Below are 14913 nucleotides of genomic sequence, written 5' to 3'. Positions count from 1 at the left end.
CCGGAACTCTGGTTTGAAACCGGCAGGACACAGCAGTGAGTGAACATCTCTCAAAACCTGCCGCTGCCAAACGGCAGTATACAACATCAGACGGGATTTTGGAAGTCTCTCGGAATCTGTACCATATCCATGATTTTCCGCTGCATATCTTCCATCACTTCCCGCTCTTCCGCTTCCATATGGTCATAGCCGGTCAGATGAAGCATGCTGTGGGCTACCAAAAACGCGAATTCCCTTTTCTCCGAGTGCCCGTATTCCCTCGCCTGTGAGGCTACCCGGTCCGCGCAGATGACGATGTCCCCAAGCAACAGCTCTCCTGAGTCCGGATCAAAGGCATCACTCTGAATCTCAGGATCTTCAAATCGTTCAAATGATCCAGGCGCGTCATATTCCTGAAGCGGGAATGAAAGCACGTCTGTCTCCCTGTCGATCCCTCTGTATGTCCGGTTCATCTCACGGATCTGTTCTCCATCCGTGATGAGCAGCGACACCTCCGCTTCATAGGGGCATCTGACCGCTTCGAGGGCCGCCCTGCAGACAGCGGAGGCGATTTTTTCAGGGTCAAACCCGAACTGCCGGTCCGATTCGTTTTCAAAGTTTAACGTCATGCTCAGCCTCTGTCTCTCCCCGGCATGCGGCGGCTGCGCTCCAGCTGATTCCGTCTGCCGGAATGCGGCCTGCCCTCCTCTTTTGCCGGATACTTTTTCTCATAGGTCTCATATGCCTGAACAATCTTCTGGACGAGCGGATGCCGCACCACGTCCTTCGAGGTCAGGCGGCAGAACGCGATTTCATCAATCTTTGAAAGAACTTCCACTGCCACCTCGAGACCGGACCGGGACTCAAACGGCAGATCCTTCTGTGTCAGGTCGCCTGTCACAATCACCTTCGAGCCGAAGCCGACACGGGTCAGAAACATCTTCATCTGCGCCGGCGTCGTGTTCTGCGCCTCATCCAGAATGATAAAGGCATTGTCCAGCGTCCGGCCTCTCATATACGCAAGCGGAGCGACCTCAATGAGCCCCTTCTCCGCATTTTTCTGATAGCTGTCCGGACCCATAATCTGGTAGAGGGCATCATACAGCGGTCTCAGATAAGGATCGATCTTGCTCTGCAGATCCCCCGGAAGAAAGCCCAGTTTTTCCCCTGCCTCGATCGCAGGACGGGTCATAATGATTCTCGAGACCTCTTCATTCTTGAACGCCGTGATTGCCGCCGCCATCGCCAGATATGTTTTGCCCGTCCCCGCAGGTCCGATGCCGAAGGTGATCATATGGCTTCTGATCGCCTCCACATAATTCTTCTGTCCGAAGGTCTTCGGGCTGACAGGCTTTCCTGCCGCGGTGTGGCAGATGATCTCCCTGTCAATCTGTGCAATGCTGCCGTCTGTCTTCTCCATCGCCAGGGACAACGCGTAATTGACATTCTGCTCTGTGATCACGCTGCCCTGCCCTGCGAGTGCCGCAAGATCCTCCAGCACCCTCTTTGCCCCTTCCGCGGCGGATTCGGAGCCGATCACTCTCAGCTCCGAATCCCGCGCGATCACGGTCACGTTCAGTGTCCGCTCTATTTTTTTCAGCCAGGCATCAAACTGTCCGAATACCTGCCCTTCCAGTTCCTCAGGAACCTTTGCAACTTTTTCTACCAATGCCATGTTTTGTTTACATCGATTCGACCGCAGCCTGCTCGATTGGATATCCTTTCTTGTACATCTCGATGAAGCTGTTGAAGCCCTCAACATCCTCCGGTGCCGGGCTGACGGTTGTTCCGCTCTGACCGGCAAACACGCGCCCATCCAGATACTGAGGAAGCGTCTCCCCATCCTTTTTCTGAATCATATACTGAGCGAGGACAGCCATGCCCCAGGCACCGCCCTCACCTGCTGTGTCCATGACGGTGACAGGCGCGTCCACGGCGGCGGCAAGGATCCGCTGGGCAACCCCCTTCGTCTTGAACAATCCGCCGTGCCCCATCAGCCTTGTCAGCTCAACATGCTCCTCTTTCAGCAGGATGTCAAGTCCGATTTTAAGGGAGGCCAGGGAAGAATACAGGTTTGCCCGCATAAAGTTGGCCAGATTGAATGCAGAATCCGGGCGGCGGACCAGGAGCGGTCTGCCCTCGCCATTGAATCCCGTGACCGGCTCTCCTGAATAATAATTGTATGCTAGCACTCTGCCGCAGTCCGGATCTCCTTCAAGCGCATGGTTGTACAGCACGGAGAAAATCTTGTTCATATCCGGCTCGATGCCCATCTGCTCCAGAAATTCCCTGAAAATGGAGACCCAGGCATTCAAATCAGATGTGCAGTTGTTGCAGTGTGCCATCGCCACCGGCGCGCCGTCCGGCGTTGTCACCATGTCGATCTCCGTATGGAGATTCTTCATATTCTCCTTCATAACAACCATGGCAAAGACGGACGTTCCTGCCGATACATTTCCCGTCGTCACCTCACAGCTGTTTGTGGCGACCATACCGGTCCCGGCATCCCCCTCCGGCGGGCAGACCGGCACGCCGGCCTGAAGATGACCGGACACATCCAGCAGCGCTGCCCCCTTCTCTGTCAGCGTCCCTGCCTGCTGCCCGGCAACCAGTACCTTTGGCATGATGTCCCGCAGTTTCCACGGGTAATGGTGTTCCTTCACCAGTTCATCGAACTGCCCGATCATCCGCTCATCAAAGTCGCGGGTCTTCGGGTCGATCGGAAACATGCCGGCTGCATCGCCGACCCCGATCACTTTGTTTCCCGTCAGTGCCCATGTGATATAGCCTGCCAGTGTAGTATAGTAGGTAATCTTCTTCACATGATCCATCCCGTCCAGTATGCACTGGTACAAATGGGAGGTGCTCCACCTCATCGGCATATTGAAATTGAACAGCTTTGTAAGCGCCGCGGCCGCCTTTCCTGTATTGGTGTTTCTCCAGGTCCGGAAGGGAATCAGAAGCTCATCATCGCTTCCGAACGCCATATAGCCATGCATCATCGCTGAGAAGCCGACGGCCGCGAGTTTCTCTATGACGACCCCGTACCGCTTCTGGACATCCGCTGAAAGACTTGCATAGCAGTCCTGAAGCCCGCCCCAGATATCCTCAAGTGTATAAGTCCACAGCCCGTCCACAAGACGGTTCTCCCAGTCGTGCGTGCCCAGTCCGATCACGTGGTTTTCCGGATCCACGAGCACTGCCTTGATTCTTGTCGATCCAAACTCAATCCCCAGTACGGCCCTGCCGGCCTTGATGACTTCTGCTTCGCTGCACATAATCTGCTCCTTCCCTGTTCCCAGGTTTTCCATGTTTTTTGTCAAAAACCTGTCTTTCATTGTATAATATGGCTCAGTTTTCGTCAATTCTCACGATACCCTGCCCATTTTTCCGATATCCGCCGCGATATCCGCGCCCCTTTTCCCATCCGGTGCCGCAGGCTCCGGATCCCTCTCCCGGAGACCGGCGATGTTCTCTGCCGCCTGTCCTTTCAGAGCATACAGGCTTTTACTTATGGTAAGGCTGCCTGCAGATGATCCGGTATGCCCGATAAACCTGCTCCAGCAGGATGACCCGCATCAGCTGGTGGGGAAATGTGAAATCCGAAAAAGACAGCCGTAAATCCGCTCTCCTGAGGACAGCATCCGAGAGTCCCAGAGAGCCTCCTATGACAAAAATCAGCTGCATGCACCCTTCATTCTGCGCGGCCTCCATATACGAGGCAAATCCGATGGAATCCATCCGCTTCCCCTTGATCGCCAGCGCAATCACCCGGCTGCCCGGCCCCTGGACATTTTTGTCCAGCCAGGCCATCATCCGCTCCCCCTCTTTCTCCCGGATTTTCTGCTCCTCCTTTTCGGACGCATGCTCAGGCGTTGCCTCGTCCGCAACAACCACAACCTGGAGGCTGCAGTACCGTGTGAGCCGTTTCTGATATTCTGCAGCAGCCGCCTCCCAGTAAGCTTCCTTGAACTTCCCCGCACATAGGATCGTAATCTTCACACTTGCCTGCCCTTCTTGACTCGGCGGTTCCGCCGCCATTTTGTGCTCCGAACTCGATGACGAATGATCGCCTTCACAGGAAAAGAGGGCGTGCCGAAGCAGCCGCCCTCTGAAAATCTGTTTGATTCCGTCACTTTCCATACGCCCCGGCCGATAACGCCGGGTCCATCTTCCCGGCTCAGGCCTCCCCGTATTTTGAACGGATATATGCGTCGATGCTCTTTGCGGCTGTCTTTCCGGCACCCATCGCCAGAATCACCGTCGCAGCCCCCGTCACGGCATCTCCGCCTGCGAACACGCCCGGCAGGCTCGTTGCCCCTTCTTCATCCGCAACAATACAAGCCTTCCGGTTCACCTCGAGGCCATTCGTTGTGGAGGAGATGAGCGGGTTGGGTCTTGTCCCTAGTGCCATGATCACCGTGTCGCAGGCGATCTCATACTCCGATCCTTCCACCGGAACCGGGCGTCTCCTTCCGGAGGCATCCGGTTCGCCCAGCTCCATGCATATAACGCGCATTCCTCGAACATTATCGTTCTCATCCGCCAGGATCTCAACCGGATTGGTGAGAAGGTCGAACTGAATCCCCTCCTCCTTTGCGTGGTGGACTTCCTCTTTTCTGGCAGGCAGCTCCGCCTCGGAACGTCTGTATACCACATGAACCTCCGCTCCAAGCCTCAGCGCCGTCCTGGCCGCATCCATCGCTACGTTTCCTCCGCCGACGACAACAACCTTCTTTCCACAGGCAATCGGTGTATCATAGTCATCCCGGTAGGCCTTCATCAGATTATTCCTGGTCAGGAATTCATTGGCGGAGAACACACCCTTGGCCTGCTCTCCCGGAATGTTCATGAACATCGGAAGACCGGCTCCTGATCCGATGTAGACCGCATCAAAACCCTCCTTTGTCAGAAGATCCTCGATCGTGACCGAACGGCCGATGATGACATTCGTCTCCAGCTTCACGCCAAGACACTGTACATTCTCGACCTCCTTGGCGACAACCCTGTCCTTCGGAAGACGGAATTCAGGGATCCCGTAGACCAGGACCCCGCCGGCGCGGTGAAGCGCCTCGAAGATTGTGACATCGTAGCCCTGCTTTGCGAGATCTCCTGCACAGGTCAGACCGGAGGGGCCGGAACCGATGACAGCCACCTTGTGCCCCGTGCGCCCTCTGTAGCACTGCATATGTTTGTCATGCGCCTTCGCCCAGTCCGCGACAAAACGCTCCAGCTTGCCGATCGAGACCGCATCTCCCTTGATGCCGCGGATGCACTTTCCCTCGCACTGTGTCTCCTGCGGACAGACACGGCCGCAGACAGCAGGGAGCGAGGACGAGCGCGAGATGACATTGTAGGCTTCCTCGAACTTCCTGTCTTTCAGCGCTGCGATAAAGCCCGGAATGTCAATGCTGACCGGGCAGCCGGCGACGCACTTCGGATTTTTGCAGTGAAGGCATCTTTCGGCCTCTGCAACCGCCTCATCCTCATCGTAGCCGAGGCAGACTTCCTCAAAATTAGCCGCACGGACCTTCGGATCCTGCTCTCTGACCGGAACTCTCTTCAATCCTCTGATCTCAGCCATCACTTGTCACCTCCGCACTGTCCGCAGCCGCCACTGTGAGTTTTCCCTTCCTTCCAGGCCAGAAATGCTTCTCCCTCCTGCGTCCTGTAAAGCGTCTGTCTCTTCATCGCCAGGTCAAAATCGACCTTGTGACCGTCAAACTCCGGTCCGTCGACACAGGCAAACTTCACCTCTCCGTCGACCATCAGGCGGCAGGCCCCACACATTCCGGTTCCATCCACCATGATCGGGTTCATCGATACGATCGTCGGGATCTGGTACTTCTTCGTGGTCAGGCAGGTGAACTTCATCATGATCATCGGTCCGATGCAGACACAATAGTCATAGGAGTGTCCCTCTGCAATCAGATCCTCCAGGCACTTTGTGACCATTCCGTGCCGTCCGTAGGAGCCGTCATCGGTCGTGATAAAGACGTTCGCCACTGCCTTCATCCGGTCCTCCAGAATGACAAGATCTTTCGTCTTCGCGCCGATGATGACATCACTCTGCACGCTGTGCTCATGAAGCCACTTGGCCTGCGGGTAGATGGGCGCTGTGCCGACGCCGCCGCCGATAAAGACAAACCTGTGCTTTTTCAACTCCTCGTCAGACATTCTTGTCAGCTCGGAGGGCTGGCCGAGCGGTCCGACAAAATCTGTGATTCTGTCTCCTGTGTGAAGCTGGGAAAGCTTCGAAGTGCTGACCCCGATTGGCTGATAGACAAGTTCGATGGTTCCCTTTTCTCTGTCATAATCGGTGATGGTCAGCGGAATCCGTTCCCCTTCCTCCCCGACCTTCACAATCACAAACTGTCCTGGGAGGCACCGCTGTGCCACGCGCGGTGCTTCGACAAGCATCTCATAATTCGGGCCAGCAAGGTTTCCTGCCTTCAGAATCTTGTACATGACCTTTCCTCCATCCTGCTGAAATCATGCCTGAGTGGCAAAAGGTACTTTTGACACTCATATCATTGTGTTCAGTATATAGCGAAAAAGCGCTTCCATCAAGTACAGGTGTGGAATTATTTGTGTATTTTGAACGAATAATTAAATCATTTCAGGTTTCCGGCGGCGATATTGACAAATATTTCTCAATGTGTTTCCAGATAATTCTCAAACTGTTCCTCCGACATCAGCACTTTTCTGGGCTTTGTCCCCTCATCCGGACCGACTACCTCTGCATCCGAGAGCTGGTCCATGATTCTCGCCGCGCGGTTGAAGCCAATCTTCAGCCACCTCTGCAGCATGCCGATGGACGCCTTGTCCTTGGAGATGATAAACCTTCCTGCCTCGGCAAAAAGCTCATCCACATCGCCTCCGCCTCCCGGTTCCGCGCTGACAGCTGCCTTCTGGACCTCCTCCATCCGCTCCTTGATCTGATCAGAATTTCCGTCCACCTTTATGGCATCGACGACCTCCTGGATCTCCTCATCTGAGACATAAGCGCCCTGAATCCGGACAGGATTCTTATAGTTCTGCGGGGAGAAAAGCATATCTCCGTTTCCGAGCAGACGCTCCGCGCCGCCGCGGTCCAGAATGGTCCTTGAGTCAGTCCCCGATGAGACCGCAAATGCAATCCTTGACGGAATGTTAGCCTTGATGAGTCCCGTGATGACATCGACAGAAGGCCGCTGCGTTGCGATGACCAGATGGATCCCGCAGGCGCGTGCAAGCTGTGCCAGACGGCAGATTGCGTCCTCGACTTCATTTCCGGAGACCATCATCAGGTCCGCCAGCTCATCGACAATGATGACAATCTGCGGCAGCTTCTTCGGAGCGCCGGCAGTGCCGGCCTTCTGAAGCGCCTCTGCCTTTGCGTTGTAGCCGGCCAGGTTCCGGACACCGACCTCAGCGAACATCTGATAGCGCTTTGTCATCTCTGACACTGCCCAGTTGAGTGCTCCTGCCGCCTTCTTCGGATCGGTGACGACCGGGATGAACAGATGCGGAATCCCGTTGTACACAGAAAGCTCGACAACCTTCGGGTCGATCATAATCAGCTTGACGTCCGACGGATCTGATTTGTACAGGATCGACATGATCATTGTGTTGATGAAGACAGACTTTCCGGATCCGGTTGCCCCGGCAATCAGAAGGTGCGGCATCTTCGCGATATCAGACACGACGATCTTTCCGGCAATATCCTTCCCGACCACGTAGGTCAGTCTGCTCTTGGCCTTCCGGAATTCTTCTGAATCGATCAGCTCTCTCAGGTAGACCATGGAAGGCGTTCTGTTCGGCACCTCGATCCCGACCGCCGCCTTTCCCGGAATCGGCGCCTCGATCCGGATATCCGTGACCGCCAGATTCATCTTGATATCATCCGCCAGGTTCGTGATCTTCGAAACCTTCGTGCCCATCTCAGGCTGAAGCTCATACCTGGTCACCGACGGACCACAGGACACGTTGGTCACCTTGGCATGCACTCCGAATGTCGCGAGAATCTGCTGAAGCTTCGACGCAGTCTCCCTCAGGTCCGCATCTGTCAGGCTGTCTGCACTGCGCCTTGGTTTTTCGAGAAGATCCACCGGCGGAAATGCATATGGCTGCTCTTCCTCCTCCTTTGACTCGATCTCTCTTGCGACATTGTCGGCAGCCTGCTCAGCCTCCAACGCAGATACTTTCTTTGAGACCTGTGCTCCCGCCTGCTGGGCAGCCTTTCTCCTGATATTGGACGCACCGGCCTCCTCGATTTCCTTTTTTGTCACAACCTCTCCGCGTTCAGCCTGGTCATGTTCTTCATCCGGCAGCCTGCCGAAGTCTGCTGCTTCTTTCCCGGAAGCGCTGGTCTGTGAAGCCCTGCAGCTGTCATGCTTCAGCTTTTCCTGCAGCATCCGGTTGCCTGTCCCGTTGACAGGAGACGCTTCCTCCCCGCCCCTGTGTATCACAAGGTCAGGAGAAAGAGTGCCTGCCCCGAGCTCCGGCTCTTCAAGCCCGGAAACCGGTTCTGCAGCATCATGGGCATCAGAAGCCTCTGCCTGCTGATGTGCATCTGCCTTTCTGCTCCTTCTGAACAGCGCCTCTGAAGAAACGGTCTTCGCCTTCAAGTCGTCCTTCTCAAATGAGGTTACCGGGGCATTTCGTCCGTCCGGCACATCTCCGCTGAGCTTTCCGAATACAACAAAATCCTTTTTGCCCTTTTTATCTGCATATCTGACATCGCCGAAGAGGTCCTTTTGTGCATCCTCCGCAGACGATCTGCTACCTTCTGCTTTCTGTCTGCCAAAGAAAGAGATGGACAAACCATCCGGGTCTTCACCGCTTCCATCCGGGGCAGCCTTCAGGGCGGACTGTTCTCCAAAACGCTTCTTTTCCTCCTCGCGCAGCCGGATGGCTTCAGCCCGTCTTTCAGCACGTTCTTCCTGGCGTCTGGCTCGCTCAGCCTCCCTGCGGACTGCAAGGACTTCCCGCTGCTCGTCCAGCGTCTGCCTGCCCCATTTTCCGGCTGAGACAAACAGCGTTTTCTGTGTGATCAGCGCGAGGAAAAGAATTGTGGCGGCAATCAGCACAATATAGGTTCCCGCCACACCGATCGTCGGGCAGAACAGATTCTCAAGTGCCCCGCCGATCAGGCCTCCGCCCTGATGGTACTGCATTCCAACCTCATAGTATTCATTCAGACTGTGGCTTTCCCGCCAGCCGACCAGCATCAACTCCAGAAGTCCGCAGACCGTCACAAACAGACCGGCGGCGGAAGCTGTCTGAACATATGCTCTTCTGCTGCCCCGGTTTGCCATGATGTAAAGCGTCAGGAAAAACAGAAGAAACGGAAAGACATAAGCGTTGGTTCCCATCAATCCGAAAAAGATACCGCCGAGTACATTCCCGATCTTTCCGCCGATGCCGAACAGGCTGATAAAGATCAAAACCGACACTGCAAGCAGGATCCAGCAGAATATTTCGATGTTCATCGCAGGATTGGGCTGCGGCATCGTTTTCATTGTCTGACGGGCAGTTGTTTTCCTCGAAGCTGCAGCTCTGCCGGAGCCGGATGATTTTCCGGTCCGGGCAGCCGCCCTTCTCTTTCCATTCAAAGAAGAGCGGGAACTTGTTCCCGCCCTTCCTGAAGCTGCACTCTGTTTTTTGCCTGCTGTCTTTCTGCGATCAGCCATTCAGAAGACCCTCCTGTGCCCGCTGCGGCAGTTTACATGAACACAAACTGTCCGATGATCGAGAGAACCCCGATCGCAAAGCAATAATACGAAAAATATTTCAGTTTCCGGTTCTGGACAATTCTCAGCATGAATCGAATCGCCAGATAGCCGACAACCGCTGCTGCGATCATTCCTGCCGCATAAGTCCCGATCAGCCTGCCGGTAACCGCTTCCGAAGAGATATCAGAAAGCTCCAGCACGGCTGCCCCGATAATCGCCGGAATGGACAGGATAAACGAATATTTTACAGCGAACTTCCGGTCAAGCCCGCAGAACGTAGCAGCCGCAATCGTGCTGCCGGAACGTGAAAGTCCCGGAAGCGTCGCAAACCCCTGGGCGATCCCGATCAGAACACCCTCGCCATAGGATACATCCTTCGGAATCTTCCAGCAGTCTGCTCTTCTGTCAGACAGCAAGAGCAGCACACCCGTTATGAGCAGGCAGATTCCCGGAACAATCAGCGTCCCGGAAGCGTCCTTGATCAGCTTGCTGCCAAGGTATCCCATGATGCCCGTCGGAATTGTCGAAACAATAATCAATACCACAAACTTTCTGTAGTTGGTACGAACGATTTTGCGGTAATGCGGCTGCTTCCTTCCGGAAGAAAACAGCATGGACAGATTGGCAAATAAGTCACCGATCATCCTGAAGAACTCCACAATCAATTTGAGAATGTCCTTCCAGTAGACAACCAGAACCACGAGAAGTGTCCCGACATGGAGCATGACATCAAACAGCACGCTGCTGTCGGTCTCAATATGAAGAATGTTCTGAAAAATTGCAAGGTGCCCTGAACTGGAGACCGGCAGAAACTCGGTGAGTCCCTGCACAATCCCGAGAAAAACAGCCTGAAGAACTGACATATGATCGATTCCTTTCCTGACTCATTGACAGGTTTCAAATCAGCCTGAAACAAGGATAGCCTTCTCCAGCGAAGATGTCCCCTTCTCAGGCGATTTTAGAGGACTGGCAGGCCCGGACCGGTTCTGTCAGGAAATACCGGCTCTTCAGATCCAGCACCATCCGTGTGTAGAGCGCTCTGCACTCCTCGTTTTTCCCACTTTCGATCAGTCGGATGCATGGCTGGATGTAAGTGTCCCAGATCCCATCGTAAATACGATCCGAATCCTGAAGCCGGTCGATGTGTTTGACAATGGACGGTGCTACATCATAGTACATCTCAATGAGCTTCTCCCCATCCGGAAGGAACGCCATATACTGGTCCCTGTAGGTTCTCAGGAGCGTCAGCTCATAACAGTCATCCGGTCGGTTCAGCCGTCTGCAGCAGGCCGTCGTGATAAAACAGAATTTTTTATGGAAGCCCTTTTCAATCACGTCATACTCTGCCGGCGTCAGGTTTGACTTCGGGAAAGCCCGCTTCCAGGCCTTTGAAACATGATCGACAAGCGGTTTCGAGGATAAGCCCTGGTACTTCAGAAGCGCCGGAAATACATACCCTGCCATGGCGAGGCTCAAATTGATGTTCAGACGCTCTTTCTCTCTCCTGGGCGCCGCATCAAGCATCTGGGAAGCAGATGACACCAGCTCCTGTGCCATGTTCTCCAGCATCGTATCCTTTTCCACAACAGCCGCATACAGATTCTCGATCGCGTCCATCGCCGGAATCAGGCTCATGTAATAGTCCTTGAACTGTTCGGCGTACAGCTTACGCGAAAATGCATTCAGAAGCGCATCGTGCGTCTTCAGCGCATCCCGCATGCCCGCCATACCGGTTTCATAGTCATTCATGAACATGCCTCCTGCCGCCTGATCCGGCGGCCTGTTTTCCTCAGAAGATCAGCCTCCGGGTTCTCCTCACTCTGCGCTGTCGCTCTCCTCCAGATTGGAATAGACAGCCTGCACATCATCATTCTCATCAAGGGTGTCCAGCAGACGGGTAAGCTGTTTGCTGGCTTCCTCGCTGTCGACGCTGACATAGTTCTGCGGGATCATCGTGACATCAGCGGATGCCATCGGGATGCCGGCTTCCTCCAGCTTCTGACGCACCTCCGAGAAGGTATTCGGATCGGTCAGAATCTCATAGGAATCTTCCGCCTCGTTGATATCCTCCGCTCCGGCGTCCAGTGCTGCCATCATCAGGTCATCGGAGCTGAGGCTGCACTCCTCCTTATCGACGATAATCTGTCCCTTCTTATCAAACATAAAGGAAACACAGCCCGGTGTTCCGACATTGCCGCCGTTCTTGGAGAATGCCGCCCGGACATCCGCTGCCGTCCTGTTTCGATTGTCGGTCAGGCAGTCCACAACGATCGCGACGCCGTTCGGGCCGTATCCCTCGTAGGACACTTCCTCGTAGTTGACAGAGTCTGCATCCCCGGCCGCCTTCTTGATGCCGCGGGCGATTGTCTCGTTCGGCATGTTGGCTGCCTTTGCCTTCGCAACAACGTCGCGAAGCTTGGAATTGTTGTTCGGGTCCGGTCCGCCCTCTTTGACGGCGATGGCAATCTCACGGCCGATGATTGTAAAGATCTTACCCTTGGCAGCATCGTTGCGTTCCTTCTTGTGCTTAATGTTCGCAAACTTTGAATGTCCTGACATAGAATCCTTCTCCTTTGATTCAACCTTCTTCTTTCTGGTCTGACTGCTGTTTTTCGGCCAAAGCCCACTGAATCGTATTCCCGTGCACTGCCCTTACTGTAAACAGAATGCCGTTCTCCTCGTCTGCGACGCGCTTTCCCACGTCACCCGGTCCTGGCACATGATCCAGTCTCGCGGTGAGGTATCCGTTCAGGGTCTCATAGTCTTCATTCTCCTGAGCGCCCAGTGTCTTCGCGACATCGGAGAGAGACGCCATGCCGCTGATCTTCCATCTTCCCTTCCCAACCGGAACAATCAGCCTCTCCACCCTGTCATACTCATCGAAGATATTCCCGACGATCTCCTCCAGAATATCCTCCATCGTCACAAGGCCTGCCGTCTCCCCGTACTCATCGACGACAATCGCGATCTGCACCTGGCTTTTCTGCATGTCCGAGAACAGCTCATCAATTCTGCGTGTCTCCGGCACAAACTTCACCTGCCGCAGAAGCCCCGGGATATCCCGGATGCTTTTCTGATTATACTGTTCCTTCATATGGAAGGACATGGCATCCTTGATGTAGAGAGCTCCGGTAATATTGTCGATGGAGTCATCATAAACCGGGAACCGGGAATTCGGTGATTTGACCATCAGACGGATCGCATCGTCCAGCGGAGTCTTTCCGCTCAGTGCGATGATCTTGCCCCGGATCGTCATAATGTCCTGAGCCTGTTTCTCGTCCAGCTCGAAGATGTTCCGGATCATCTCCGCCTCATCCTCGTCAACCGTTCCCTGCTGGTGCCCTTCGTTGACCATGGAAATGATCTCACTCTCGGTCACCTTCTCCCGGATCTGAGCCGGATCTGATGCAGCCAGTTTTGCAAGAAACGCCGCTGCCCATCCGAACACAGTCGTGAACGGAAGCGCGGCGCCAGAAAGCACCCGCCACAGCGGATAAACGGCGAAAATATAGCTGAGCCTGTGCACCTTTCCGACATACCCCGGCAGCGCCCTCCCGAAGACATAAGTCAGAAAGACAGCACACAGAACAGAAAGCCAGACTCCTGCCCCCTGGATGCGTTCAAAGATCAGTGCTCCGCACACGGCTGTCAGAATCTGCCAGAAAGCGGAAGCTCCGATCATCTGCTCCGGCTTGTCCAGGATCTTCGAAAGCCTGCCGCATATGGCCTTCTGTCTGTCTGAAAAGTCCGCCCCGTCCTCATCCTCTGAATCGTCTCCATTCCGCTCTAGGTCCGCATCGGACAATTCCGAGGCAGCCGCGCTGAATGCAGAACAGATAAAACCAGCCGCAGCCAGAAGCATAAACATCAGTATTCCGGGGAAAGGCCCCAGGTCATCGCTCATTGAAAACTCCCTTTGATATCCCGGCTGACGGTTGTATGGGTTCCGCCGTCAGCAGACGCAAACTAAAATATAACAATAAAACCAATCACCGTCAAGGCAGCCGGATTAAGCATTCACATACACCCTCGGCACACGTTTTGAGATGTCACAGACAAGCTCATACGGGAACCGGCCGGACAGTCTCCCGAGTTCATCGGCCGTCACCGCGTCTTTCCCGTCCTGTCCGAGGAGCGTCACCCTGTCGAACTCCTCCGCCTCGATCTCTGTCACATCCACCATGAACTGGTCCATACAGACCCGTCCGACAATGGGTGCACGCCTGCCGCGGATCAGGACACTTCCCTTGTTTGAAAGGCTTCTTGGATATCCGTCTCCGTACCCGACCGGAATCGTCGCGATCCGGCTTTCCCGCTCTGTCACGAATGTCCCGCCATAGCTGATGGAGGTTCCGGCCGGGACCTTCTTGATGTAGCAGATGTGGCTGATGAGCGACATCGCCGGCTTCATCGGCATCAGATTTCTGTCAACTTCGTCGGACGGATAGATGCCATAGATGGTGATCCCGGCGCGGACCGCATCGAGGTGTGTCCCGGGAAGCTCCATAATCGAAGCACTATTGGCCGCATGGCGCAGCGGAATGCTGACGCCCCTTTCCTCCAGCATCTGCTCGAACCGGCAGTATTTCCGGAACTGCTCCTGTGTATAACCTTTGTCCCTTTCATCCGCCCGCGCGAAATGAGTGAACAGTCCTTCCACCTTCAGATTCGGAAGCTTCGCAATCTCCGCTGCCTCGTCAGCATCTCCTTCGCAAACCTGAAATCCGATCCGCCCCATCCCCGTGTCTACTGCCAGATGAACCGGGAGTGTCATGCCTGCCCTTGAAGCCGCCTCCGAGAGCTGTCTTGCCATGGACAGCTTGAAGGTTGCCGGCCGGATCTGAAGCCGCACCAGCAGATCGTAATCCTGGGGGAATACAAAGCCAAGGCACAGAATCGGCTTTCTGATCCCGGCGCGGCGAAGTTCCACGGCTTCCTCCGTCGTCGCCACCGCAAAGCCCCAGATATACGTCTCAGGTTCCATCATCTCCGCAATTCTGACCGCACCGTGTCCATAGGCATCTGTCTTGACAACCGCAATCATCCTTGTGTCGTCCCGAAGCCTGCTTCTCATTGCAGTAAAATTATCCCGAATGGCGCCAAGGTCTATCTCCGCCTTCACGCGCGGGTACGCACCTTGTTCCGTTTCCATATCCATATTGGGTATCATGCCGATCTCCTCCGACCAATACACATCCCGATGATTCCTTCTCTCCGC

At 54.9% G+C, this 14913-nt stretch carries 12 protein-coding genes; all 12 read right to left on the bottom strand.

The features are described from left to right. Nucleotides 1-86: 86 nt before the first annotated feature. Entirely contained in the window at nucleotides 87-608 is a 522-nt protein-coding gene (gene ybeY / locus FYJ35_RS06920; RefSeq protein WP_154524944.1) for an rRNA maturation RNase YbeY, read from the bottom strand. Between the two features lie 2 nt (nucleotides 609-610). Further along, a complete protein-coding gene (locus tag FYJ35_RS06915; RefSeq protein ID WP_154524942.1) occupies nucleotides 611-1654 on the bottom strand; it encodes a PhoH family protein in 1044 nt (347 codons plus the stop codon). A 7-nt stretch (nucleotides 1655-1661) separates the two neighbouring features. Next, nucleotides 1662-3257, bottom strand: coding sequence for a xylulokinase (locus FYJ35_RS06910; RefSeq protein ID WP_154524940.1), 1596 nt, complete (start codon nucleotides 3255-3257; stop codon nucleotides 1662-1664). 229 nt (nucleotides 3258-3486) lie between these two features. Then, nucleotides 3487-3981, bottom strand: a complete 495-nt coding sequence (gene rlmH, locus FYJ35_RS06905) for a 23S rRNA (pseudouridine(1915)-N(3))-methyltransferase RlmH (protein WP_328597057.1) — start codon at nucleotides 3979-3981, stop codon at nucleotides 3487-3489. A gap of 178 nt (nucleotides 3982-4159) precedes the next feature. Then, nucleotides 4160-5563: an NADPH-dependent glutamate synthase gene (gltA, locus tag FYJ35_RS06900; protein ID WP_154524936.1), complete on the bottom strand. Its 1404-nt coding sequence runs from the start codon at nucleotides 5561-5563 to the stop codon at nucleotides 4160-4162. Further along, complete coding sequence (locus FYJ35_RS06895) at nucleotides 5563-6447, bottom strand: sulfide/dihydroorotate dehydrogenase-like FAD/NAD-binding protein (RefSeq protein WP_154524934.1); 885 nt, start codon at nucleotides 6445-6447, stop codon at nucleotides 5563-5565. Before FYJ35_RS06895 ends, gltA begins: the two co-directional genes overlap by 1 nt. Before the next feature lie 185 nt (nucleotides 6448-6632). Further along, nucleotides 6633-9653 (bottom strand): FtsK/SpoIIIE family DNA translocase, encoded by a 3021-nt coding sequence (locus FYJ35_RS06890; RefSeq protein ID WP_154524932.1) that lies wholly within the window; start codon nucleotides 9651-9653, stop codon nucleotides 6633-6635. Between the two features lie 32 nt (nucleotides 9654-9685). Further along, entirely contained in the window at nucleotides 9686-10558 is an 873-nt protein-coding gene (locus FYJ35_RS06885) for an undecaprenyl-diphosphate phosphatase (protein ID WP_154524930.1), read from the bottom strand. A gap of 85 nt (nucleotides 10559-10643) precedes the next feature. Further along, a complete protein-coding gene (locus tag FYJ35_RS06880) occupies nucleotides 10644-11444 on the bottom strand; it encodes a CFI-box-CTERM domain-containing protein (protein ID WP_154524928.1) in 801 nt (266 codons plus the stop codon). Between the two features lie 66 nt (nucleotides 11445-11510). After that, a complete protein-coding gene (locus tag FYJ35_RS06875) occupies nucleotides 11511-12254 on the bottom strand; it encodes a YebC/PmpR family DNA-binding transcriptional regulator (RefSeq protein ID WP_154524926.1) in 744 nt (247 codons plus the stop codon). Nucleotides 12255-12273: 19 nt separating this feature from the next. After that, nucleotides 12274-13599, bottom strand: coding sequence for a hemolysin family protein (locus FYJ35_RS06870; protein ID WP_154524924.1), 1326 nt, complete (start codon nucleotides 13597-13599; stop codon nucleotides 12274-12276). 105 nt (nucleotides 13600-13704) lie between these two features. Then, on the bottom strand, nucleotides 13705-14865 hold the full coding sequence (alr, locus tag FYJ35_RS06865) for an alanine racemase (protein WP_235906437.1): 1161 nt from the start codon (nucleotides 14863-14865) through the stop codon (nucleotides 13705-13707). Between the last annotated feature and the right edge of the window lie 48 nt (nucleotides 14866-14913).

The organism is Porcincola intestinalis, assembly GCF_009696445.1.
GTDB classification, from domain to species: Bacteria; Bacillota; Clostridia; order Lachnospirales; family Lachnospiraceae; genus Porcincola; species Porcincola intestinalis.
The sequence above is the reverse complement of the archived record's forward strand: the minus strand, read 5'-3'. Positions and strand labels throughout refer to the sequence as shown.